This window comes from Rhodococcus sp. G-MC3, assembly GCF_030063335.1.
Lineage (GTDB): Bacteria > Actinomycetota > Actinomycetes > Mycobacteriales > Mycobacteriaceae > Rhodococcoides.
This window is the reverse complement of the sequence record NZ_JASISW010000004.1, coordinates 261,281-285,001: the sequence shown is the minus strand read 5'-3', so window position 1 is coordinate 285,001 and position 23,721 is coordinate 261,281. Positions and strand designations below refer to the sequence as shown.

Sequence of the window (23,721 nt, the reverse complement as noted above, 5' to 3'; positions counted from 1 at the left end):
TTCTCTCTCCGCTCTAATGGGCGACGGCAGCGGCGCCGTGTTCGTCGACCAGCGCGCCGGAGACGAATCTGTCGAGACCGAACGGCGCGATGTAGGGGTGAAGGGCGTCGTGCGCGATGGTGTCTGCAAGGCACCATCCCAGTCCTGGAGTTGCCTTGAAACCGCCTGTTCCCCATCCGCAGTTGAGGAAGACGTTGTCGTAGGGAGTGCGCCCGACGATGGGGGAGGCGTCCGGGCAGACGTCGACGATTCCGCCCCACGTCCGCAGCAGATGAGCTCGGGCGAAGACCGGAAACAGTTCCACGGCGGCTGCCATCTGCCGTTCGATGATGTGAAAAGCACCGCGCTGGCCGTATCCGTTGTAGGAGTCGACGCCTGCGCCCATGACGAGCTCACCCTTGTGCGCCTGCGACACGTACACGTGAATTGCGTTGGACATCACGACGGTCGGGTGGACGGGCTCGAGCAGTTCGGAGACGAGTGCCTGAAGCGGGTGGGACTGGACGGGTGTTCTGAACCCGAGCATGTCGGTCAGCGTCGTGGTGTGCCCGGCGGCGCACAGTGCGACCTGACCGGCTCCGATGTCGCCGCGTGTTGTCTTCACTCCGGTGACCCTGTTGCCGTCGGTGACGAATCCGGTGACTTCGCAGTTCTGGATGATGTCGATGCCCGCTGCGCTGGCTCGGCGTGCGAATCCCCATGCGACATAGTCGTGTTTGGCGATTCCTGCTCGCGGTTGATAGGTCGCTCCGAGTACGGGATAGCGGATGTCGTCGGAGATGTCGACCAGCGGACAGAGCTTCTTCACCTCGTCGGGTTCGACCCACTGGGCGTCGATGCCGTTGAGCTTGTTCGCCTCTACTCGCCTGACGCTGTCGCGGACATCCTGGAGGCTGTGCGCGAGGTTGAGAACTCCGCGCTGGCTGAACAGGATCGGGTAGTCGAGGTCCTCTTCGAGTCCCTCCCACAGTTTGAGAGAGTGCTCGTAGATGTTCGCGCTCTCGTCCCACAGATAGTTGGAGCGGATCAGGGTGGTGTTGCGGGCCATGTTTCCACCAGCGAGCCACCCTTTCTCCAGAACGGCCACGTTGGTGATTCCGTGGTTCTTGGCCAGGTAGTGAGCGGTGGCCAGCCCGTGGCCGCCGCCGCCGACGATGACGACGTCGTAAGTCTTCCTCGGCTCGGGGTTCCGCCACAGGAATTCCGGGTGCTCGGGTAGTTGCGCGCCGGGAGGGGGTGCAATGGTCATGAGAACCGGTGACGACCTTCCTTGGCATTGAACTGATATATCAACCTTCTCGTAGAGTATGGTCAGATCGGTCGGTGGTCAAGGCGAAAGTGAGTGTGAATGCGGTGACAACGGTGGAGTCCGACAAGACGAATGCCGATCACGCTTACGACATTCTTCAAGAGCGATTGATCATGCTGGACATCGCGCCGGGGGAGCCCCTCAACGACGAAAAACTCGGCGTCGATCTCGGCTACGGCCGTACGCCGGTGCGTGAAGCGCTCAAGCGCCTCGAACGCGATCGTCTCGTGGTGGCATTTCCGCGGCGGGGAACGTTCGCGACGGGAGTCGACATGACGGACCTGTCGTCCATCTCCGAGATTCGACGTCAGCTGGAGCCGCTCGCCGCCGCCCGTGCCGCACGAACGGCGACCGCCGAGATGCGTCGCGCACTCGTGGAACTGGCGGACGATATCGCCATGATCGGCGACGATCAAGACCCGAAAGAAGTTCTACGCAAAGATGTTCGGGTGCACCGCGCAATCTATCGCGCCGCCGGAAACGCCCACCTAGAGGACATACTCGTCAGCCTCGATGCGCACGCCACCAGAATCTGGTGCCTGTTTCTCGATCGTTTACCGCACGTAGCCCACCACGTGCGCGAGCACGAGGCCCTGTTGCGTGCCATCGCCTCCGGAGACGAAACAGCGGCCGCAGAGCTCACGCTCGCGCACGTGGACGGGTTCGAAACCGCAGTGCGAAACCTGTTGTAGCAGTAGCGCTTACTGAGGGCTGATTACTGAAGGGCGATGTACTTGGTTTCGAGGTACTCGTCGATGCCCTCCGAGCCGCCTTCGCGGCCGAAGCCGGATTCCTTCACACCGCCGAACGGGGCAGCCGCATCGGAGATTGCACCACGGTTGACACCGACCATGCCGGTATCGAGTGCCGAGGACACGCGCATCGCCCGATCGAGATCTCGGGTGTAGAAGTAAGACACCAGTCCATACTGGGTGTCGTTGGCGGCCGCGATCGCCTCGTCCTCGGTGTCGAAACCGATGACCGCAGCAACGGGGCCGAAGATCTCGTCGCGCAGCAGGTTCGCAGTGTTCGGCACCTCGTCGATGACGGTGGGGGTGAAGAAGAATCCGACACCCCCCGGTGCCTGTCCGCCGGTACGGACACGGGCGCCCTTGGCGACCGCATCCTCGACGAGTGCTGTGACCGTTGCCAACTGCTTCGAGTTGATCAGAGGGCCGATATCGGTGCCCGGTGTGACACCGGGGCCGACCTTCAGCGCTGCGATGCGCGCGGTCAACTTCTGGGTGAACTCCTCGCGCACCGAATTGGCTACGTAGAGACGGTTCGCTGCAGTGCACGCTTCGCCGCCGTTGCGCATTTTGGCCAGCATCGCACCGTCGACGGCAGCATCGATATCGGCGTCGTCGAACACGATGAACGGGGCATTGCCCCCGAGTTCCATCGAGGTCCGCAGCAGCCGCTCCGCCGACGCACGGACCAGCAACTTGCCGACGCCGGTTGAACCGGTGAACGTCACTTTGCGTAGACGCGGGTCCTCCATGAGAGGCCCGCTCACGCCGGCGGCGTCGGACGTCGGGAGGATCGACAGCACGCCTTCGGGCAGTCCGGCGTCGGCGAACACCTGACCGAGCAGCAACATCGTCAGTGGTGTGTCCTCCGCAGGCTTGACGATCACCGTACAACCGGCGGCCAGCGCGGGGCCGATCTTGCGGGTACCCATCGCCAACGGGAAATTCCACGGGGTGATCGCGAGAACCGGGCCGACCGGTGCCTTGGTGGCCAGGATTCGGCCGTTGCCTGCAGGTGCCTGGGTGAAACGCCCGCCGATGCGGACCGCTTCCTCGGAGAACCACCGGAGGAACTCGCCACCGTACTTCACTTCACCGTGACTCTCCTGCAGCGACTTCCCCATTTCGAGAGTCATCAGCAGTGCGAAATCGTCGGCACGAGAGTGCAGTAGCTCGAATGCGCGACGAAGGATCTCGCCGCGTTCACGAGCCGGTGTTGCCGCCCACGATGCCTGGACCGCGACAGCGCGATCCAGGGCAGCGACCGCGTCCTCCGGCGATGCGTCGGCCACGGAGCTCAGCACGTCGCCCGTCGCAGGATCGAGCACGTCGAATCGGGCACCGTTCGATGCCGGGGTCGCAATTCCGCCGAGCCATAGCTCGGTAGGCAGCGAAGCGATGAGGGCTGATTGCTTGCTCACGTCAGTTCTCCTGTGCAACAGTGCGAATGGAGTCCTCTAGAACCGTCAGCGCTTCGTCGAGGAGCGCGTCGGAGATCACGAGGGGAGGTAGCAGGCGGATCACGTTGCCGTAGGTGCCGCAGGTCAACACGACGACACCATCCTTCAACGCCCGTGCAGCAATGGCTTTGGTGGCGTCGGGGTTTGGTTCGCGTCCACCGGAAACCACCAGTTCGACAGCGAGCATCGCGCCTCTGCCACGAACCTCGCCGATGATGTCGACCTCTTTGCTCAGTGCAGTCAGGCGTGCCGTCACCGTTTCCTCGATGCGACGGGCGCGCGAGTTCAGGTCGAGCGTCTCCATCTGCTCGATGGATGCGAGCGCTGCTGCACACGAGACAGGGTTCCCGCCGTAGGTTCCGCCGAGGCCGCCGGGATGCACGGCGTCGATGAGATCCGCGCGTCCGGTCACTGCCGCGAGCGGCATTCCGCCTGCGATGCCCTTGGCCGTGGTGACCAGGTCGGGCACGATGCCGTCGTGCTCGCTGGCGAACCAGGCGCCCGTTCGGGTGAAGCCGGACTGGACCTCGTCGGCGATGAAGACGACGCCGTTGCTCTTTGCCCACTCGGCCAGTGCCGGCAGGAATCCCTCGGCGGGAACGATGAACCCGCCCTCACCCTGGATCGGTTCGATCAACACTGCGGCGACGCTGTCCGCGCCGACCTGCTTCTCGATCACCGAGATCGCGCGAGCTGCCGCCTGAGCTCCGGTGATCGCACTGCCGTCGGCGTTGAGGCCTTCACGGAAGGGGTAGGACATCGGTGCGCGGTAGACCTCGGGAGCGAACGGTCCGAATCCGTGCTTGTAGGGCATCGACTTCGCGGTCAGCGCCATCGTCAGGTTGGTCCGGCCGTGGTAGGCGTGGTCGAACACGATGACGGCGTCGCGCCCGGTCGCGTGCCGCGCGATCTTGACCGCGTTCTCGACGGCCTCGGCGCCGCTGTTGAACAGAACGCTGCGCTTCTCGTGCTCGCCGGGGGTCAGCTCGGCGAGTTTCTCGGCAACCTCGATGTATCCCTCGTAGGGGGCGATCATGAAGCAGGTGTGGGTGAAATGTGCGACCTGGTTCTGCACTGCAGAGACGACGGCTGGGTTGGATGCGCCTACCGTGGTCACCGCGATACCTGCACCGAGATCGATGAGGGAGTTGCCGTCGACGTCCACGATGACGCCCCCGTCGGCATCGGCGACGTACAACGGCAGGGTCGAGGCCACACCAGCCCCGACAACCTTGGCCCGGCGCTGCGCCAGTGCTGCAGACTTGGGTCCGGGGAACTCCGTCGCGATGCGTCGTTCCTGCGGGAGTCGGTATTCGTACTCGGTCATGTCGGCATTCCCTTCGTGGAACTGGCGGCTGGGGCTTGTGAACGTCGTTGATCTGAACGTCGTTGTTCCTGACGTCACTGCTCCCTCGTTGTTCAGTATCGATCAGTACGGACCAGCTGCCGAGTGCCGAAATGTCCACTAGCATCGATTGTGCACTCCACAACGGTGTGCGCTAGTTGCGCCAGAAGGAGTGATCTTGTGACGGTCTCCATTGCGTGGTTGCTTGGGCAGCAGCAACTGGCGTTGGAACGGCGCGGTGGACCCGAGCGCGCGATACGTGAAATTCAGTTCGTCCAACCGACCGAATTGCAGGATCCTTCGCCATGGCTGTCCGGCGGTGAGCTGGTTCTGACAACAGGGTTGGACTTCTCGCCCGCTGCGACAGGGCTCACCGCCTATGTCGAGAGGTTGGATCATGCGAACGTTGCGGCGCTCGCATTCGGCACCGGACTTTCCCATGCGAAAATTCCGGATGCGTTGATCCGGGCAGCCGATCAATACGGACTCCCATTGCTCGAGGTTCCGTTGACAACTCCGTTCGCCGCAGTCACCAGGGCTGTCATGGCTCGGCTCGCAGAGCAGGACTACGAGCACGTGCTGCGCGCCGCGACGGTTCAAACGCGGATGACCAGGAGTGCGCTACGTGGGGGATCGTCGGCTGTGGTGCGTGAGCTTGCACTCGCGACGTCGAGCGCCGTTGCGCTCGTCGGGCCGCGTACATCGCTGGTACATCCGCCTGATCGTCGCGAATTGCCGAACGAGGCCCGCGCCGCCATCGAGCGCAGCGGGGCTGCGCCGACGGGGGCGTCGATTACCGTCGGGACTCCCGAACACACACTCACCCTTCAGTCGGTGGGTACAGGAGCCGGTGCGCGCGATTACCTCGCGGTGTCCTCCAAGGGTTCCCTGTCCAACATCGATCGCATACTGCTCGGCCACGCGGTGTCTTTGCTGACGATGGAACTCGAGAAGTCGACGCGGTTGCGATCTAGACAATCGCAGCTCAATACAACAGCTCTCGCTCTTCTGTTGCACGACAGCGTGTCGGCCGAATCCTTGGAAACGGTGCTCGGTGATGCAGCAGACCCCGATGGCAATGTCCGAGTGCTGCTGCTCGGTGCCGACGCGATCGGGGCCGTCGAAGACCACATCGAAAGCGCGCTGGCGAGTATTGGCCGAAACATGTTCGCTCAGAACGGTACCGAAGCGCTCACCGTACTTCTCGGTGGAACCGACGATCTGGGGTACGTGCGGGGAATGCTCGCCGGATTGCCCGGAGCAGTGCGCAGTTCGCTACGCGCGGGCTTGAGCGACATCCACCCGATTACCGACGCGAAACATGCGCTGGAGGAGGCGCGGTTGGCATGCGATCTGGCGACACCACAATCGCCGGTCCGTCAGTTCCGCGCACTGGGCGAAGACACAGTGCTGGCATCGCAATCGGCACGAGAGGTGTTGTTGACGATCGCTTCGACCATCGTTCCCGTTCTCGCGAAATACGACGGCGCGCACACCGGCACCTTGGTGACGACGTTGCGCACCTATCTGGAAATGAACGGTCAGTGGGAGTCGGCGGCGTCGAGACTCGGCATTCATCGGCACACACTGCGCGCCCGGATCGCTCGAATCGAAGAGGTGCTCGAGTGCGATCTCGGGCAGGCAAGGGTCCGTGCCGAGATCCTGCTCGCGCTCCTCGCGTGGGATCGGAAGTCCTAGCAAGCAGCGTTACCATTCTGTTATTTTTTGTTACTGATTCGTGATACTTGCGATCGGTGCCCTGACACTCGCCATGGACACACTTGGAATCACGGCGACAGAGAAGGTCGGCCCGGGCGGTGTGTGAAAAGTGCCGCCCCCGCCGTGTCTCGTTGCACACTGCGCGCACATCCACGTTTTCATGGAGGGACATTTCATGACCGCCATATTGTTCGGATCCATCAGTACGCTCGCCGACACTTCGGAAATGCAACGACGAGCATTCAACGACGCCTTCGCGAAGCACGACCTGGGCTGGACGTGGTCGCGTGAGGACTACGCGTCGATGCTCGGTGGTAACGGGGGCGCCTCCCGCATTGCCGACTACGCGGCTTCCAAGAATCAAGAAGTCGACTCCGCCGCAGTGCATTCGACGAAATCCGAGATTTTTCGCACCCTTCTTGCCACCGAGGGAATCGAACCGAGGCCTGGCGTTCTCGACACGATGGCGAAAGCACGGGAACACGGGTTCAAACTCGGCCTCGTGACCACGACATCTCCGGAAAACGTGTCTGCGCTTCTGGATTCGTTCGAGACACTGAGCGCAGACTCGTTCGATGTCGTCGTGGACACCACGGCGGTGTCGCAAGTCAAGCCCGACCCTGCGTCCTACCTTTTCGCCGTCGACAGTCTCGGCGAAGACGCGGCCCACTGTGTTGCCATCGAAGACAACGAAGGCGGAGTGGCATCGGCGGCCGCCGCGTCCATCCGCTGCGTCGCATTCCCGAACGCCAACACGACCGGCGGAGACTTCTCTGCCGCGGAGGAGGTTGTCGACCGTCTCGACCCCAACCGGCTGAGCACGTTGGCCGAAGGTGATAACGCATGAGCACAATGCAAGCGCAGGTCACCGCGACCGAACGAGCGTTTCACGTCGAGGGATACGAGAAGATCGAATACGATCTGATCTACGTCGACGGAGTGTTCGCGCCTGAAAATCACGAGCTCGCCAACAGCTACCGGGGCTACGGCCGTTGTCTGATGGTGGTCGACGAGTCGGTCTACTCCATCTACGGAGACAGGATTCACTCTTACTTCACACATCATGAGATCGAACTGACTGTGGTGCCGGTCAAGATTGCCGAGACTGCGAAATCGTTGGAAACTTTCGAGCGCATCGTCGGCGAGTTCGACTCGTTCGGGTTGATACGCACCGAACCCGTTCTGGTGGTCGGCGGCGGATTGACCACCGACGTAGCAGGATTCGCGTGCGCCGGTTACCGACGCAACACTCCGTACATTCGCATCCCGACCACGCTGATCGGTCTCATCGACGCAAGCGTGTCGATCAAGGTGGCGGTCAACTACGGCAAGCACAAGAACCGGTTGGGTGCGTACCACGCGTCGCAAAAGGTGTTGCTCGACTTCTCGTTCCTGGGCACACTCCCCGAGGACCAGGTCCGAAACGGTATGGCCGAGTTGATCAAAATCTCGGTGGTCGGTAACTCGGCCATCTTCGACATGCTCGACGAACATGGAACCGAGTTGCTTCGCACTCGATTCGGACATCTCGACGGCAGCGCAGAGCTTCGAGCAGTCGCAGACCGCCTCACGTATCAGGCCATCGAGACCATGCTCGAGCTCGAAGCTCCGAATCTGCACGAGATCGAACTGGACCGCGTGATCGCGTTCGGTCACACCTGGAGTCCGACGCTCGAACTTACGCCCCCTGCGCCTTTCTTTCACGGCCACGCCATCAATATCGACATGGCGTTGTCCACGACACTTGCCGAGCAGCGAGGGCAGATATCGTCGGAGGACCGTGACCGTGTCCTCGGCGCCATGAGCCGCCTCGGACTCGCGCTCGACAGTCCGTATCTCACGCCCGAACTCCTCACGGACGCAACCGCGTCCATTCTGAAGACGCGTGACGGCATGCTGCGCGCCGCCGTTCCCGACCCCATCGGCTCGTGCAGTTTTCTCAACGACATCACAACGGATGAGTTGGGGGACGTGCTGACGCTGCACAAGAAGATCTGCCTCGATTTCGATCGTGGCGGCGAGGGCATCGACATGTTCACCAGTGGTCGCGACGGAACCGATGACTGAGTTGGTCACCCTTCCGCCGAGGCCGGTCACTCCGACCACCATCCTCGCTTCGGAGCTGACGGAACTGGCAAAACTGTTGGAGTCGTGCGATGTCCCCGAGGAGTTGTCGTTCCGGTTGCGCCGGGCGCGAGATCTGGCAACCGGCCTCGATCCGTACCTCGACTCGTGCACCACTCCCGAGTCATCGGCATTGGCCGAGCTGTCACGCCGAACGCAGAGCATGCATTGGGCGTCGAGGGCCGTCGTGTCGGGTTCGGGTCCGTTGGAGCAGGAGATGCTTTCGGGACACGTCGAGGGGCAACTGCTCAAATTCTTGGTGCACATGACCGGGGCTCGGCGAGTGCTGGAGATCGGCATGTTCACGGGCTACTCCGCCTTGGCGATGGCCGAAGCGTTACCGGCGGGCGGCGAGGTGGTCGCATGCGAGGTCGACGAGTTCGTCGCCGACGTCGCGCGTGAGTGTTTCACATCGTCCTCGGCTGGTGACCGGATCACCGTCGAGATCGGGCCGGCAGCGAAGACACTGGCTCGTTTGAAGGGGACATCGACACCTTTCGATCTGGTGTTCATCGACGCCGACAAGACGGGCTACCTCGACTACTACCGGGCGCTGATCGACAGCGACCTGTTGTCGCCGAACGCGGTGATCGCCGTCGACAACACCCTGCTGCAGGGCGCGCCCTACGCCGACGCAGGCAGCAGAACCCCCAACGGAGATGCAGTGGACGAATTCAACAGATTTTTGGTGCAGGATTCCCGTGTCGAGCAGGTACTGCTGCCGATGCGTGACGGGGTGACACTGATTCGCCGAGTCGACGCGTAGATGCCCGTGCACTGCCGTGCCAGGTTGCGAACGGCCGGAGCCTTGGGCGCTCTGCTCTTGACTCTGCCGATCGATGCAGCCGTCGTCGGGGTCGCACTGCTGCGCAGGCGACCCGCCGCCGCCGCGCCATCGGGACGAACAGTCTTGGTAACCGGGGGCAAGATGACGAAGGCGCTGAGCCTCGCCCGGGCATTTCACCTTGCCGGACACCGAGTCGTCCTGGCTGAATCGGCCAAGTACCGGTACACCGGCCACCGGTTCTCTCGCGCTGTCGATAGCTTCCATTGCATACCCGAACCGACCGAACCTGGCTACGCCAGAGCACTTCTCGAACTGGTGGAGCACGAGAGAGTGGACGTGTTCGTTCCGGTTGCGAGTCCAGCGGCAAGTATCCACGATGCTGCGGCGATGACCTTGCTCGACGAGCAGTGCGAGGTGATCCACGGCAACGCCGAAGTCGTCGGGATGTTGGACGACAAGAGTGCATTCTCCGCGGCCGCAACCGGTCTGGGGCTGTCGGTGCCGCATTGGGCCCGCATCACCGATGCCGAGCAGATTGCATCGTTCGACTTTCGAGCGGGGCGTGAATACATCCTCAAACGGATCGCCTACAACCCGGTGGGCCGAATGGATCTCACTCGGCTGTCGGCGCAGACGCCCGAGAAGAACTTGGCGTTCGCGCGCACTCTGTCCATCTCCGACAGCGACCCCTGGATCCTGCAAGAGTTCATTTCCGGCCAGGAGTACTGCACTCACGGAACGGTGCGCAGCGGTGCACTACAGGTCTACGGTTGCTGCGAGTCCTCCGCATTCCAGGTCAACTATGCGATGGTGGACAAGCCCGATATCTTGGCCTGGGTACAGACATTCGTGGGCGCGCTCGGCGTTACCGGACAGTTGTCGTTCGACTTCATCGAGGCTGCAGACGGACAGGTCTACGCCATCGAATGCAATCCGCGCACGCATTCGGCCATCACGATGTTCTACAACCATCCGGGTCTGGCCGGTGCGTATCTGGAAACCGCAGACGATGTTCTCGTGCCGAAGCCGGAAGCGAAACCGACGTACTGGATCTACCACGAACTCTGGGGCTTGGTGACTCGCTCCTCGCGGCGCGATCGGCTCCGTGTGATCACCGGGGGAACCGATGCGATCTACGCGCAGTGGGATCCTCTCCCGTATCTGCTCGTCCACCATCTCCAGGTTCCGAGTCTGCTGTTGAAGAACTTGAGGAGTGGGCGCGAATGGACACGAATCGATTTCAACATCGGCAAATTGGTCGAGACAGGCGGTGACTGATGGTGACGCGAACCGTTCTGGCGCTCGTCGGCTCGGCCGTGGATGACTTTCACGCCGAACTGTCGCGGGTGTATGCGAAAGGGTTCCTCGCTGCTTTCGCCGACGAGCCGGGCTACCGGCTGACCATCGCGTTCGTCTCCCCAGACGGAGGTTGGTGCTTTCCCAGCGGTGTCGAACTCGTGGATATCTCCATGGCGCAAACATTGTCGGCAGCCGAGGCAATCGCCAGGATTGCAGCCGAAGGCATCGACGTGATGGTGCCGCAGATGTTCTGTCGGCCCGGAATGACGTCGTACCGAAGTCTTTTCGATCTGCTCGGGGTGCCGTATCTCGGTAACACCCCTGAGGTGATGGCAATGACCGCGGACAAGAGCTACGCCCGCGCCGTCGTTGCGGCAGCGGGAGTTGCTGTTCCGCGGGGTGAGCTGGCACGAGCTGTCGGCGTGAGTGAGACCGAGCTTCCCGTCGTTGTGAAGCCCGTGGACTCCGACAACTCGATGGGCGTTGCCCTGGTTCGGGATTCGGAAGCTCTCGACGATGCGATCAGCGAAGCGCTGAAATTGTCGAGAGCCGTGTTGATCGAGCAGTACATCGAGCTGGGACGCGAAGTGCGCTGCGGCATCGTCGTCATCGATGGTGAATTGATGTGCCTGCCGCTCGAGGAATACGCCGTCGACAAGGAGTCGAATCCGATTCGAGGACGCTCCGACAAGCTGGATCGAACGCCGGACGGGGATCTGTATCTCGTAGCCAAGAACGACACGCGAGCATGGATCGTCGATGTCGACGATCCGATCACCGAGAAGGTCTGGGCCGCAGCACGTCGGTGCCACGTCGCGCTGGGTTGCCGTCATTACAGCCTGTTCGATTTTCGTATCGACCCCGATGGTGAGGTGTGGTTCCTCGAAGCCGGACTGTACTGCTCGTACTCGCCGAGCAGTGTCGTCGCAGTGATGGCGGCGGCGGCAGGGATATCGGTCACCGAACTGTTCGCCCACTCGCTCGGCGAGTTGTCACGGGAAAGGACGACGTCGTGAGACATGAGGCATTCGCTCCGATCGGGGCAGGGGTCGACGACGTCCACGTGGGTTGTCTCGGATCTCACGAGATCGCCGAACTGAGGCGCCTACTGGCGGAACACGGTGTACTGGTCATCCGGAGTCAAAACATCGACGATGTCGAGTTCGTCTCGTTCCTCCGATGTTTCGGTGACCTCGTGTTCACCGAGGGCGAGACGCCCGTCGACGGATACTCCGACCTGAATGTCATCAGCAACGTCGGGCGAAAGACGCCACCGAAGTCGACCTTTCATGTCGACACCACGTACGTTCGGCATCCACCGGCCTACACGGCTCTTCGCGCCGTCGAAGTACCTGCTGCCGGAGGCCAGACCCTGTTCAGCAATCAGTACCGCGCGTACGCCACCCTGCCGGCGGCGGATCGCTCGTTCGTCGATCGTCGAAAAGTCACCCACCGAGTCACGGGCCTCGCGGGCATGGACGGCTCCGCTGTTCATCCTCTGGTGTTGAAGCACCCTCTGTCGCATCAAAAGTCGCTCTACTTGTCGGCGCCCGCGCGGTGCGTCGCTGTGAGCGGAATGTCGGAATCCGACGGCGCCGAGTTCATCGAGTACCTCGTGGACCACTCGACGCGAGAACCGAACGTGTACCGACATTCGTGGTCACCCGGCGACGTGGTGATGTGGGACAACCGGTGCGTGATGCACAAGGCCGACCACTCCGGCGTTGTAGGCGACCGTGTCATGCACCGAGGAATGGTGGCCGGCGGCTGAGCCTGCAGGGCGCGTGCGGCCAACCGAGCCATATTTGCGCAAGGCGTGTGTGCTGGTTCACAATAGTTCGAACTACACCGAACAGGTGTTCACTATGCGAACGGCGTACTCATGACCTCGACTTCTACGGCCACCGTCACGTCTGGGACGGCACGGGTAGTGGTTGCCCTCTGCTGGGTCTCCGTGCTTCTCGACGGTTTCGATCTAGTGGTTCTCGGTGCCTCGATCCCATCGATCCTCGATGACACCGCCTTCGGCGCCGATACCGCGACCATCACCGCAATCTCTACGGCAGGTTTGGTCGGCATGACGATCGGAGCGCTGACGATCGGAACTCTCACCGACGTGCTCGGTCGTCGTAAATCGTTGATCGTCGCTGTGGCTGCCTTCTCGTTGCTGACGCTGCTGTGTGCATTCGCGCCGAACCCGTTGGTGTTCGGTCTCCTGCGGTTCCTCGCAGGCGTCGGGCTCGGAGGAGCACTGCCGACTGCGCTCGCACTCGTCACCGAGTTCTCGCCCCGGCGCAAGTCGGGTTCGGCCTCGACCACGGTGATGACCGGATACCACGTCGGTGCCGTCGGAACTGCGGTGCTTGCGCTGGTGCTGATCGAACCGTTCGGGTGGCAATCGATGTTCGTCGCCGGAGCAGTGCCATCGCTCGTACTGTTGCCGCTGATGTTCAAATACCTGCCCGAGTCGCCCGCCTACCTGCTGATCAAGGGACGCCGCGAGGAGGCAGAGGCGGTGGCGTCGGCGCACGGCCTGCAGTTGGAGCCTGCACCTACCGATCCGGCGCCCGTGGTCAACCCGATCCGAACGTTGTTCTCTCGCGGCATGATTCGAAACAGTGTGGCCATCTGGATCACGTCGTTCATGGGTCTGCTGCTCGTGTACGGGCTCAACACCTGGTTGCCGACCATCATGCGCGCGGCAGGATACGAACTGGGCGCGGCCTTGACACTTCTACTGGTACTCAATTTCGGTGCCGTCGTCGGACTTCTCGTCGCTGGCCGAGTGGCGAACAAAATCGGTGCACGCACTGCGGCTATTTTCTGGTTTTCTTGCGCTGCTCTGTTCCTTGCGGCACTGAGCATCAAGCTTCCGTTCGGTGTGTACGTTCTCGTGTTCCTCGCCGGCTGCTTCGTCTTCAGTGCGCAGGTGCTGGTCTACGCGTTCACCAGTGCCGCGTATCCGCCCGAAGCACGCGCGACTGCGCTCGGTTGGTCGGCAGGTATCGGGCGCCTCGGTGCGATCTGTGGACCGATTCTCGGTGGTGCACTTCTAGGCGCAGGCCTGGCGTCGCCGTGGGGTTTCTACGCATTCGCTCTGGTCGGTGCGCTCGGTGCGGTGGCGATTTCATTCTCCCGAGCCTGAGGGCGAATGCCGCCCGGTTCAGCGAAATATCTTGGCTGACCCGTCGCGGCCTCGGGAGTCCGTGCGCGTAGAGGCGTCGGTGGGCAACGCCATGAGTCGGGCGAGCGCGGTGGCCCGCACCGTCCAGGTGTGCTTCGCTGCGACGTCTCGGCGTGCAGCCGACAAAGCTGAAGTTGGCTCGCTGGCAACATATTCGAGAACCATGTCGGCAAATTGTTGCGGCGATTCGGCAATCGAGACATGCTCGGAGTCGAGCCACCGCGTCGCGGGAAGATCTGTCGTCACGACAGCAAGCCCGGATGCCAGGTAGTCGAGGGTCTGCGCGGGGAACCGTGCTCGGTTGAACGCATCGACGAGGAAGGGGGCAATGCCGACGGTCGCCCCCGAAAGGTAGTCGGCCGCCGACGCATCGGGGCGAGTCCCGACCCAGTGGACGTTGCGGTGAGCAAGAAACGTTTCGGCTCGCCCAGCGGTCGTGGGATCGGCGGTGTTCACCGGGCCGGTGACAACGATGTGCGTCCCGGTCCGCGCGACCGCATCGAGGATGTCGTAGTCGAGACTTTCGTCGAGCGGGCCGACGAGCGCGATCGGTGACATGGTCGGAAGATCGGGCGGTGTGGGCCGCATGGCGTCAGGGACGGTGCATCCGGTCGGCACGACCCGCACGGCATCGATGGTCTTCGAGTACAGATGTAGGCGGATTGCCAAGGTGTGTGAGACTGCGGCTACGGTATCGGCTGCCTCGCAGTTGTGCTCGATCGTCTTGCGCACTGCGCCACGTGCGACTCGGTGCTTGGCTGCGCCGCTCACCCAGTCGTCGGTCAAGTAGTAGAGCCGGTGGCCGCTGATGGACAGCGGAAAATGTCCGGTCGGATCCGACAGGACAACAGCGTTGCTGGTTTCGTCGAGTTCTTTCAGAGCGTCAGCGATGGACCTTGCGAGCGACCTCCGAGCGAGATGGCGGCTGAGTCGATGGTTGAGTCGACTACCGGGGCCGACGACAGGCGCACGACGCAACCGGGTCAGGTTCGGTGAAATTCGGTCGATGCCAGATTGGTCTCCACGTTTGCTCGGCGTCCGGGGAGCTGGATCGACCCACAGAACGTGCACGAATTCGGCGAGGGCCTCGGCCAAGGCGACGTCGGGATCGGCGAGGGAGTCCATGCTCTTGCCTGCCAGATATACGACGGTGCTCATGACAGCATGGCTATCGGTCGTCCTTGGTATAAGCGGAGGAGATCGGATCAGCCCGAAAACCAACCTCGAGAATAATGCTTCCGGCTGAAAAAGTAAAAAAGATTGTTCTTCGATTTTAGAACTTGGGGATGCTTGACGACGTGTAATTCCGAAAATTTTGCTCGAGGTGTATCTGTGATGAGAAGTTACTGGTAATCTGGGTAACAGCTAATCCGACTTCATCGTCGACGAAAGGAAGTACGCACCATGAACAGCACGACCACAGCACCGACCGCCCTGCTCGAAGCCGAGGACGTGTCTGCGCGACTGCTCGATTCTGCTGCGCAGCTTTCATACGATCCGATGGAAGAGGTGGCATGGGACGAGGATCTCGACCCGTCGTTGTACGGCCTGAATCCCGAGTGGAGCACGCTCTACGGAACCGACATGTGGAACGAGATGACCGAGGATCAGCGCATTCTGCTGACTCGCCACGAGGTCTGCTCGATCATGAGCACCGGCATCTGGTTCGAGATGATTCTTCAGCAGATGGTTCTTCGTGATCAGTACTGCAAGGACTCCTCGGACTCGGACTTCCAGTTCGCGCTGACCGAGATCGCCGACGAGTGCCGTCACTCCATCATGTTCGCTCGCGCATGCACCAAGATGGGCATCAAGGCCTACCTTCCTCGCAAGATTTCGCGTGAGCTCGGCCGTGGCTTCAAGGCGATTGCCTCCGCCGAGGCCGCATACGGCGGCATCCTGGTGGCCGAAGAGGTGCTCGACGTCATGCAGCGCGACTGGATGCGCGGGGAGAACGTGCTTCCTCTCGTCCGGACGACCAGCAAGATCCATGTTGTCGAGGAATCACGCCACATGACGTTCGCCCGCGCGCAGATGCGCGAGCGCATCGAGGGCAAGAGTGCTGGTCGACGCAAGGCAAGTGCACTCGTCGTTGCCATCGCCGCGCGGATCATCGTCTCGAACATGGTCAACAAAGCCGTCTACGTTGCCGCAGGTCTCGACGCCGACCGCGCGATGAAGGAAGCGAAGAACAACGCGCATCACCACATGATGATGCGAACCAGCAGCGAGCACCTGATGGCGTTTCTGCACGACTGTGGCCTCGTCACCAAGCCGGCAGAGGTAATCTACAAGCGCCTTCACATGTTGTGATTCGACGCTCCACCTTCTCGATTTTGCCAAAGACGACGGAGACATGACGTGGCCTTCGCCATCACGCAGAACTGTTGCAACGACGCATCGTGTCTCTCGGTGTGCCCGGTCAACTGCATTCACCCGACGCCCGGCGAGCCGGATTTCGGGAAGACCGAGCTCCTCTACATCGATCCGCGAAGCTGCATCGACTGTGGCGCCTGTGCTGATGCCTGCCCGGTCGACGCGATTTCCAGAGTGTCGCGGCTATCGGACGACCAGGCTGTGTATGCCGACATCAACGCCGATTATTACCGGGATCGGCCGGCAGTCGCCGCGTGGGACCCGCCCACGTTTCCGCCGAGTTCGATCAACACGATGCCGCGATTCGACGTGGCGATCATTGGAACCGGTCCGGCTGCGTGCTATACGGCGCAAGCTCTGCTGCGGGTTCCCGGCAGCAGAATCACTTTCTTCGACAAACTCGATGTTCCGGGCGGGCTTGCGCGCTTCGGTGTCGCTCCCGACCATGCCGGCACCCGGCAGATCGGCGAGCACTTCCGCAGCTTGTTCATTCATCCGAGAGTGACGATGAGGTTGGGCGTCGAGGTCGGCGCCGACATTTCCCACGAGGAGACCGCGCGCAAGTTCGACTCCGTCGTCTACGCAGTCGGCGCGGACAACGATCGTCCACTCGACATTCCCGGTACTGAACTGCCCGGATTCATCAGTGCTCGCACGGTGGTCGGGTGGTACACCGGACATCCCGACGTCCCGGCCGATGCCGTCGACCTGACCGGAGTTCACCGGGTCACCATCATCGGAAACGGCAACGTCGCACTGGACGCTGCTCGCATACTCACCGCGGATCCGAACGTCCTGGAGAACACCGAAATCTCACGCCACGCTCTTGCTTCGTTGCGCAAGAGCACGGTCACCCAGGTGGTCATCGCAGCGCGGCGAGGTCCCGAATTCGCCGCGTTCACTCGGTCGGAATGTCAGGCACTCGTTTCACGTCCCGGTGTCGAGGTCGCGGTCGCGGGCCCTGAGGGCGTCCTCGGGGCGATCGAACAATTGCCTGTGTCCGCGCCGGCGTCAGCGCTCCGAGGCGCGCCGATTGTCGATCTGCAAGCGGCCGGCACCGAACGACGGATCGTCTTCGCGTTCGGACGTGCGCCGAAGGCACTTACGGGCGACAATCGAGTCGAGTCGGTTGAACTCAGCGACGGGGTCACGGTGGCAACCGACCTCGCGCTCCTGGCAGTCGGATATCGGGGAACACCCTCTCCCGGAATGCCTTTCGACGCAATGTCCGGAGCTATTCGAAATCTCGAGGGACGCGTCATCAACGACGACGGCTCGGCAGTGCCTGGTCGCTATGTCGTCGGTTGGGCCAAGCGAGGAGCAACGGGAGGTATCGGCGATAACAAGGTCGATGCCGAACAGACCGTGGACGCTCTTCTCGCAGATATCGCCGCAGATCCGCCCGCTCGCAAGAGGCGATTCCAGCGTCGGGGCACCCGGTAGATCCGACGCTCCATCCTGCTGTACCGCTCGGTCGGTGAGTGCCCTACGTACACCGGCGTCGCGATTGAAGCCCAGGCCGACGAGCGGTCAGGAATGACGGGCTGCCAGAACTCGCGCCCGGTCGGCGACCGCCCGCCGAACCTCCTCCGGCCCGAGTACCTCGACGTCGTCGCCGAACATGAACGCGAGCCATGCGACATGGCCGACGTCCCCGAGTACCACCGTCATGACGATGTGGGAGTCGACCGTTTTTTCGTCGATTACCCGAATCGCAGCGGCGGCGAGTTCGTCCCGCCTCCCGAGGCTCACGCTTATGACTACAGGCACCAGTTCGATTGTGCTACGGAACCGTTCGCGTCGACCTGCCCAGAGCGCCGCGAGGTCGACCACCGAGCTGCGGTGAGCTGGTTCGTCGAGCTGCACGACGGCCCGAATGCGCGAGAGACGGTAGGTGCGGTCCTTACCGCGATGAGTCGCCATCAGATACCACCGCCCCGCCGCGTAGACAAGGCCGATCGGATCGATGGTCCGCTCGGTGACGTCCCGGCCACGCCCCGCGTACGAGATACGAAGCCTTAAACCGACGAAGACCGCCTGCTGCACGGCGGCCAGGTGTTCGTCCGGAGCGGGATCGGCGTACCACCCTTCGGGTCGCACCAGCACGCGGTCGGCCACCGTAGTCGCTGCTCGTCGTTGCTCGTCGGGCATCGACGCCGCTACCTTGCGCATGGCGGACGCGAAATCTGCTGCCATACCGAGTGATTCGGATGCCTCGCCGGTAAGCAGCGCCTTGGCCTCGGCGATCGAGAGGCCGGTGAGATCGGTCGTGAAACCGGGCATCAACGCGAATCCGCCGTTGCGCCCGCGCTCGGCATAAACGGGGAAGCCCGACGTCGACAGAGCGTCGATATCGCGCAGGACTGTCCGCTCGGACACCTCTAGTTCTTTCGCGAGCGTGGACGCCGACATGCGGCCACGATTGCGCAGCAGCAATACGAGTGAGAGGAGCCGGTCCGCGCGCATGAGGAAAGTCTGCCAGGAATACATGACACAACGTGTCGTGATTACCGGATTGACTGCCTCTCACGCCGACACAAGGAGAAAAAATGGATCCCCGCCCGCATTACCGCAACGCACTCGAGTGGACCACCGGCCTCGCCGCCGCCGTCACCGACGATCAGATGTCCCTCCCGACACCGTGTCCGGAATTCGACGTCCGCGCACTGATCGGCCACCTCGTGGGCACCGTCCGCCGCGCACGTGCCGCCGGTGAAGGTAGAGATGTACTGGCCGTCGGCGTCGATCTGCCCGACCTGGCCGATCCGGCCGGTGACTTCGCCTCGGGAGCTGCCGCTGCGCTGGCCGTGTGGGAGGACGACTCTCTGCTCGACGCCGTGATCACCGTGCCGTGGGGAACCGTTCCTGGCCGCGGCGTGATGATCGGCTACCTCAACGAGACGCTCGTGCACGGGTGGGATCTCGCGGTGGCGACCGGACAATCCGCCGAGGCCGATCCCGCGGGGGTCGGCGTCGTCGCGGCGGTGTTCCCGCAGTTCCTGCCGGCGGACATCCGTGGGTCCGCGGACATTCCGTTCGGTGCGGTTGTCGAACCGCGCCCTCACGCCGGCCCTACCGAGCGGCTCGCCAACTGGTCCGGACGCAACTCCGTCGACTGGCTCGGCGAGGACTCCGCACAACCTGCTGTATCACGCGGGAGCCAGCAGTCCTAGCTGTTCGAGGTCTCTGAGGTACTTTTCGATCAGCCCGCGACCCAGATGCGGGATGTCTCCGTCGCCCTCCTCGATGACCGCGGCTCGGAAGCCCTCGGCCGGTAGATGAGCTCCTGCCGAGGGGTACTCGGGTTGCTCGTACGAGTAGAGAAGCGGCAGAAGCGATTTCGACCGCTGCAACTCGGGTAGGTCGGCGATGGCAGTGGAGAACCGTGCGAACCACTCGTCGTAGTCGTCGACTCGCTCGATGCTGCGACCTGATTCGATCATCCAGTCGACGAACGTGTCGAGCGAGATGCCGTCGTCGTGCGGATTGAGGACGTCGTAGGTGGTGTACCCAGACACAGCGTCGCCGCCGAGCGCAGTGATCGCGGCTGCACTGAAATCGGCAGGCAGACCGTCGTAGTGGGCTCGGGGGCGACCATCGTCGTCGGTCGGAGTGCCGGTATCGGTGCGGTAGAAGGACTTGGGCGCCAAGCCGGTGGCAGCGACTGACAACACCAGTCGCGTGAACACATCCGGCACGTTCAGTTGGCCCGACCATGTGCTGTGCGCCAGAATCATGTCGGACCTGAACACGGTGACTGGAAGATCGAGAACATCGAATGCGTTGCGCAGCAGTACTTCACCTGCCCATTTCGACGTTCCGTAGCCGTTGGCGTACGACTCGTCGACACTGCGCGTGGCGCTTTCTCGGCGGATGTCTCCGTCCTCGACGAAGTTCTCGACCCCCGCTGCCACAGCAACAGTCGACAGGTACGTCACCGGCTTGAGATGATCGGCTGTGGCGAGCCGGATGACTTCCGCGGTCCCGACGACGTTCGGACCGAACATGTGGTGATAGGGCAACGCGTGGTTGACCAGCGCGGCGGGGTGCACAATTCGGTCCACGCGTTGTGCCAGATCGTCCCACGTCGCGACGTCGAGGCCGAGGCGTTCGTTGCCGATGTCTCCGGCAACCACCTCGAGTGCAGCGTCGGCCAGTTGGTTGTATCGAGCTGACAGTTCGGCGTCACCGGAGTCGAATGCCGCGTCCAGTCGCACGCGTGCGTTGGCGGCGTCCCGGCCACGTACGAGGCACACGACGGTTCCGGAGACATCGGCCATGCGCTGCAACCACTCCAAACACAGGAAGCGGCCAAGGTAGCCGTTCGCGCCGGTCAGCAGAACCGTCCGTGTCTCGGCGCGAGGACCGGCGACGTCCTGTGCGGCTTTCAACGTGTCGGTGTCGAGGAACGCGTCGAGGGTGAGGTCGTCGGCTTGGACTGTCGATGAATTCTTACCGTGTACCGAGTCGAAGGTGACTGTGTCAGCGGTCGAACCGAGCCGCGCCTCGATGTAATCGGCGAGGGCGCGCAGGTCGGAGGAGGGGCCGGTGACGACACCGACCGGAACCTCGACATCGAAGATCTCGCGTAGAAGGTCCGAGAATGTCAGGGCAGACAATGAATCTCCACCCAGGTCACCGAACCGGGCTTCGGGACTGACGTCGGTACCCGCGCATCCGAGCAACGCGTGCGCCGACTCGCGGACGGTCTCGAGAATGGGAGCGTCAGGACCACGGCGTCGCAGTTTTCTGAGCTGGTCGGTCCGAGACTCTTCGAGGTCGGTGTACCGGGCTTCGAGGACAGCGCCGTACTTCTCCACCAGCTTGGGGCGCAACTGCTTTCCGGCGCCGGAAATGAGTCCGTTCTCCTGGGTGAACGGAGACTCCGCGAGGATGACCTCGCGGGGAATTTCGTACGAGTTCAGTCCTTCGTTCCGCGCGATGGTGTGCAACGAAGCAGTGACTGCACCAGCTGCGGTGATTCGCGATGTCGGAACGACGACCGCCAAGAGATACGAGCGTTGGCTGTTGCCGTACAGGAAGATCTGATCCACGAGTTCGCTGGTGCCGAACGCCGCCTCGAGGCGTGCGAGGGCGACGAATTCACCCTGCGCGAGTTTGAGAACGTTCTTGCGGCGATCGACATAGGCCAGCTGGTCGGGTGCCAATTCGGCGACAACATCGCCGGTGCGGTAGAAGCCGTCGGCGTCGAACGTCTCCGCCGTGACGTCGGGCCGCTTGTAGTAGCCGGGGATGATCGTCGCTGTCGCGAGCAGCAGTTCTCCGCGTGGGTAGGGCTTGTCCGTGCTGAAATATCCGAGTTCCGGGACGTCTTCGAGTCGGTAGTCGATGACTGGAGGGCGCATGACGACGCCGTCGTGCAAGACCATTCCTGCTTCGGTGGAGCCGTAGTTGTCCTGAACACCGATGTCGAATAGTTCGGATATGAAGTCCTTCACCTCGGCGGCGATCGGCGCCGTCCCGACTACAGCTGCGAGAACTCTGCCGCCGAAGGTGACGTTGCGGAAGTGGGTGAGTACGTCGTCTCGAACGGTGGCAGGGTCGCCGTCCGCACTTGCACTCAATCGACGGTCGATCTCGGCAATCGCTGTGTGCCTGATCTTTTCGCACACCCGTGGCACGAGCATGACGAGTGTGGGCTTCGCCAGTGAGAAGTCCTCGAAGAGTGTCGACAGATCCGGCGCACCAGTGAAATTGACGGTGCCCCCGGCGCTCAGGGTCATGAAAACCAACGCACGGCCGGCGAGGTGGCTCATGGGAAGGTAGTCGAGCGTGACGACAGGAAATCCTTGACCGTCAGCGGCTTTCGGGCCGGTGGTATTCCACGCTCCGGCCCAGCTTTCTGCAACGATTCGCTCGGTGTGCATTGCACCCTTGGGCGTTCCCGTGCTACCCGATGTGTAGATGAGTGTCGCGAGACGCTCGGCGTCCTGCGACTCGATCAGTGGATACGGTGTCGTGTCGCGTCCCCGCGAGATTGCCTCGGACACCGGTTCGACGACCACGGACTGCGATGTTGCAGCGGATCTCGCGGCGGTGAGGCGCTCTCGGTCGAGGTCGGCACGGTCGTCGTGATCGAGAACCAGAATGGTCCGAATCGTCGAACATTGTTGGGCGATCTCGACAGCGACGGCAAGGTTGTCACCGTCGGCCGCAAGCATGGTCGGCTCGGTCTCGCGGGCGATGTCGATGAGTTGACGAGCACTTGCTCCTGCCTGAAGCGGCACCGAGACCGCGCCGAGCCTGATCGTCGCAAGTTCGATGACGGCGTAGTCCACCCCGGCGAAACCCAGTGTTGCAATGAAATCACCTGGTGCGAGCCTGGTTTCGCCAGAAGCCAGGCTTGCGGCGAGTGCGCCGGCGCAGTCCCAGGCCTCGGCATAGGTAATGGTTTCCATACGCGGAAGTAGCGCGATCTCCGCTCTGCCGTTTCGCTGCACTATCTCTCGTGCACGGCGCGCCAGTGCAGGGCGGTCCGAGTAGCGCTCCATGATCTCGGTGACGATCCTGGTCAGGTTCGGTTGGAGTGAATGTGCAGCATCGGCCACGGTTGAATGCGGCTCGGCTGCACGAAATTGTTCGTCCGTTCGATGCAGTTCGGCGAATCGCTGCTGTCGTCGTGTGTCCATAGCGGAAGTCATGCGCGAAAATCCCCTCCGTAGTCGGCAAAAGGTAAACAATCAATCGAGTTCGTTACCTCAGGTAATGATATGCCCGTGCCGGGAGGAATCAACCGTGACGCTGTTCATAGCCCGAGTTGTCTGAAAAGTCCGTGAAACGGCAAGCGGAGTAGCCATTTTCGGTCGTCAGGACCCAAACGTCGCATGCAGCTCGGGGAGGAAACCGGCGAGGTGATTCACCTCCTGACCGCAGTGCGGCATGAGGTCCTCGGCCAGGTCGATGCTCACCACCAGATCGGTTGGATCGAGCGAGGCGCCACGTCCGATGGCCCACGCAGCCAGCCGTCGGGCGGACCTGACGAGCGAGCCAGCCGAACCATCAGTCGCACATTGCGGCCGTCGCACGAGGCATGTGCATCGAGAACGACGCGTGGTGCGAGCGCCGTCTCGTCGGCCATGAACGCGGAGTAGGGGAGTGTGCGGTCCTGGGCTCGGTACCCCTGATACCGGTCGGTGCACCGGACGGGCAAGAGTGGCGCAGCCGCGCTCCGATGTGCGGTTCCTACTGCGGCGCCCAGCACCGCTGCACCGGTTGCTCCAAGGAGGGTGCGGCGGCTCGGGCTCCAATTCCCCAACATCCGTTGAGGCTGGAGACGAGCGACATGCCCGGGGAGCTGTGGTCTCAACTCTCCCGAACACGCCCGGCGGCGCTACGAAGTTCTACGTGC

The 23,721-nt window shown here is 62.6% G+C and carries 19 protein-coding genes; 12 read left to right on the top strand and 7 right to left on the bottom strand.

Annotation, left to right across the window (positions count from 1 at the left end; translation table 11 throughout):
- Positions 1-13: 13 nt before the first annotated feature.
- Complete coding sequence (locus tag QMK17_RS06070; RefSeq protein WP_283507523.1) at positions 14-1,249, bottom strand: sarcosine oxidase subunit beta family protein; 1,236 nt, start codon at positions 1,247-1,249, stop codon at positions 14-16.
- 104 nt (positions 1,250-1,353) lie between these two features.
- On the opposite strand from QMK17_RS06070, the gene QMK17_RS06065 reads away from it, so the two are divergent.
- A complete protein-coding gene (locus QMK17_RS06065; RefSeq protein ID WP_283507522.1) occupies positions 1,354-2,001 on the top strand; it encodes a GntR family transcriptional regulator in 648 nt (215 codons plus the stop codon).
- 23 nt (positions 2,002-2,024) lie between these two features.
- On the opposite strand, the gene QMK17_RS06060 is transcribed toward QMK17_RS06065, so the two are convergent.
- Positions 2,025-3,479, bottom strand: coding sequence for an NAD-dependent succinate-semialdehyde dehydrogenase (locus QMK17_RS06060; protein ID WP_283507521.1), 1,455 nt, complete (start codon positions 3,477-3,479; stop codon positions 2,025-2,027).
- 1 nt (position 3,480) lies between these two features.
- The gene (gene gabT, locus QMK17_RS06055) at positions 3,481-4,845 is read right to left on the bottom strand and encodes a 4-aminobutyrate--2-oxoglutarate transaminase (RefSeq protein ID WP_283507520.1); all 1,365 of its coding nucleotides are present in this window, start codon (positions 4,843-4,845) and stop codon (positions 3,481-3,483) included.
- Positions 4,846-5,043: 198 nt separating this feature from the next.
- On the opposite strand from gabT, the gene QMK17_RS06050 reads away from it, so the two are divergent.
- The 8 genes from QMK17_RS06050 to QMK17_RS06015 all read left to right on the top strand — a co-directional run bounded on the left by QMK17_RS06050 (position 5,044) and on the right by QMK17_RS06015 (position 13,937).
- Positions 5,044-6,561, top strand: a complete 1,518-nt coding sequence (locus QMK17_RS06050; protein ID WP_283507519.1) for a PucR family transcriptional regulator — start codon at positions 5,044-5,046, stop codon at positions 6,559-6,561.
- Positions 6,562-6,757: 196 nt separating this feature from the next.
- Positions 6,758-7,429, top strand: a complete 672-nt coding sequence (locus QMK17_RS06045) for an HAD family hydrolase (RefSeq protein ID WP_283507518.1) — start codon at positions 6,758-6,760, stop codon at positions 7,427-7,429.
- Positions 7,426-8,649: a sedoheptulose 7-phosphate cyclase gene (locus tag QMK17_RS06040; RefSeq protein WP_283507517.1), complete on the top strand. Its 1,224-nt coding sequence runs from the start codon at positions 7,426-7,428 to the stop codon at positions 8,647-8,649. Before QMK17_RS06045 ends, QMK17_RS06040 begins: the two co-directional genes overlap by 4 nt.
- Positions 8,642-9,472: an O-methyltransferase gene (locus QMK17_RS06035; protein WP_283507516.1), complete on the top strand. Its 831-nt coding sequence runs from the start codon at positions 8,642-8,644 to the stop codon at positions 9,470-9,472. Before QMK17_RS06040 ends, QMK17_RS06035 begins: the two co-directional genes overlap by 8 nt.
- Positions 9,473-9,496: 24 nt before the next feature.
- The gene (locus QMK17_RS06030) at positions 9,497-10,771 is read left to right on the top strand and encodes an ATP-grasp enzyme (RefSeq protein WP_283507515.1); all 1,275 of its coding nucleotides are present in this window, start codon (positions 9,497-9,499) and stop codon (positions 10,769-10,771) included.
- On the top strand, positions 10,771-11,808 hold the full coding sequence (locus QMK17_RS06025) for an ATP-binding protein (protein ID WP_283507514.1): 1,038 nt from the start codon (positions 10,771-10,773) through the stop codon (positions 11,806-11,808). Before QMK17_RS06030 ends, QMK17_RS06025 begins: the two co-directional genes overlap by 1 nt.
- The gene (locus tag QMK17_RS06020) at positions 11,805-12,563 is read left to right on the top strand and encodes a TauD/TfdA dioxygenase family protein (RefSeq protein WP_283507513.1); all 759 of its coding nucleotides are present in this window, start codon (positions 11,805-11,807) and stop codon (positions 12,561-12,563) included. Before QMK17_RS06025 ends, QMK17_RS06020 begins: the two co-directional genes overlap by 4 nt.
- A gap of 111 nt (positions 12,564-12,674) precedes the next feature.
- Positions 12,675-13,937: an MFS transporter gene (locus QMK17_RS06015; protein WP_283507512.1), complete on the top strand. Its 1,263-nt coding sequence runs from the start codon at positions 12,675-12,677 to the stop codon at positions 13,935-13,937.
- Positions 13,938-13,955: 18 nt separating this feature from the next.
- On the opposite strand, the gene QMK17_RS06010 is transcribed toward QMK17_RS06015, so the two are convergent.
- Entirely contained in the window at positions 13,956-15,134 is a 1,179-nt protein-coding gene (locus tag QMK17_RS06010; RefSeq protein ID WP_283507511.1) for a glycosyltransferase, read from the bottom strand.
- A 246-nt stretch (positions 15,135-15,380) separates the two neighbouring features.
- On the opposite strand from QMK17_RS06010, the gene QMK17_RS06005 reads away from it, so the two are divergent.
- A complete protein-coding gene (locus tag QMK17_RS06005; protein ID WP_283507510.1) occupies positions 15,381-16,289 on the top strand; it encodes an AurF N-oxygenase family protein in 909 nt (302 codons plus the stop codon).
- A gap of 48 nt (positions 16,290-16,337) precedes the next feature.
- Positions 16,338-17,795 carry an FAD-dependent oxidoreductase gene (locus tag QMK17_RS06000; RefSeq protein ID WP_283507509.1) on the top strand — a complete coding sequence of 486 codons (1,458 nt, stop codon included), beginning with the start codon at positions 16,338-16,340 and terminating at the stop codon, positions 17,793-17,795.
- 87 nt (positions 17,796-17,882) lie between these two features.
- Here QMK17_RS06000 and QMK17_RS05995 read toward each other — a convergent pair whose 3' ends face one another.
- Positions 17,883-18,818, bottom strand: coding sequence for a helix-turn-helix transcriptional regulator (locus QMK17_RS05995; protein WP_283507508.1), 936 nt, complete (start codon positions 18,816-18,818; stop codon positions 17,883-17,885).
- An 83-nt stretch (positions 18,819-18,901) separates the two neighbouring features.
- On the opposite strand from QMK17_RS05995, the gene QMK17_RS05990 reads away from it, so the two are divergent.
- On the top strand, positions 18,902-19,525 hold the full coding sequence (locus QMK17_RS05990; RefSeq protein WP_283507507.1) for a TIGR03086 family metal-binding protein: 624 nt from the start codon (positions 18,902-18,904) through the stop codon (positions 19,523-19,525).
- On the opposite strand, the gene car is transcribed toward QMK17_RS05990, so the two are convergent.
- Together car and QMK17_RS05980 are read right to left on the bottom strand one after the other, a co-directional pair.
- Positions 19,502-23,014, bottom strand: coding sequence for a carboxylic acid reductase (gene car / locus QMK17_RS05985; protein WP_283507506.1), 3,513 nt, complete (start codon positions 23,012-23,014; stop codon positions 19,502-19,504). The genes QMK17_RS05990 and car overlap by 24 nt on opposite strands.
- Positions 23,015-23,277: 263 nt before the next feature.
- The gene (locus QMK17_RS05980; protein ID WP_283507505.1) at positions 23,278-23,631 is read right to left on the bottom strand and encodes a hypothetical protein; all 354 of its coding nucleotides are present in this window, start codon (positions 23,629-23,631) and stop codon (positions 23,278-23,280) included.
- Positions 23,632-23,721 lie beyond the last annotated feature (90 nt).

Excerpts from the sequence above, each read along its gene's own strand:
- QMK17_RS06070 (WP_283507523.1), bottom strand. The coding sequence starts at position 1,249 with ATGACCATTGCACCCCCTCCCGGCGCGCAACTACCCGAGCACCCGGAA.
- gabT (WP_283507520.1), bottom strand. The coding sequence starts at position 4,845 with ATGACCGAGTACGAATACCGACTCCCGCAGGAACGACGCATCGCGACG.
- QMK17_RS06045 (WP_283507518.1), top strand. The coding sequence starts at position 6,758 with ATGACCGCCATATTGTTCGGATCCATCAGTACGCTCGCCGACACTTCG.
- QMK17_RS06040 (WP_283507517.1), top strand. The coding sequence starts at position 7,426 with ATGAGCACAATGCAAGCGCAGGTCACCGCGACCGAACGAGCGTTTCAC.
- QMK17_RS06035 (WP_283507516.1), top strand. The coding sequence starts at position 8,642 with ATGACTGAGTTGGTCACCCTTCCGCCGAGGCCGGTCACTCCGACCACC.
- QMK17_RS06025 (WP_283507514.1), top strand. The coding sequence starts at position 10,771 with ATGGTGACGCGAACCGTTCTGGCGCTCGTCGGCTCGGCCGTGGATGAC.
- QMK17_RS06015 (WP_283507512.1), top strand. The coding sequence starts at position 12,675 with ATGACCTCGACTTCTACGGCCACCGTCACGTCTGGGACGGCACGGGTA.
- QMK17_RS06010 (WP_283507511.1), bottom strand. The coding sequence starts at position 15,134 with ATGAGCACCGTCGTATATCTGGCAGGCAAGAGCATGGACTCCCTCGCC.
- QMK17_RS06005 (WP_283507510.1), top strand. The coding sequence starts at position 15,381 with ATGAACAGCACGACCACAGCACCGACCGCCCTGCTCGAAGCCGAGGAC.
- QMK17_RS05995 (WP_283507508.1), bottom strand. The coding sequence starts at position 18,818 with ATGCGCGCGGACCGGCTCCTCTCACTCGTATTGCTGCTGCGCAATCGT.
- QMK17_RS05990 (WP_283507507.1), top strand. The coding sequence starts at position 18,902 with ATGGATCCCCGCCCGCATTACCGCAACGCACTCGAGTGGACCACCGGC.
- car (WP_283507506.1), bottom strand. The coding sequence starts at position 23,014 with ATGACTTCCGCTATGGACACACGACGACAGCAGCGATTCGCCGAACTG.
- QMK17_RS05980 (WP_283507505.1), bottom strand. The coding sequence starts at position 23,631 with ATGTTGGGGAATTGGAGCCCGAGCCGCCGCACCCTCCTTGGAGCAACC.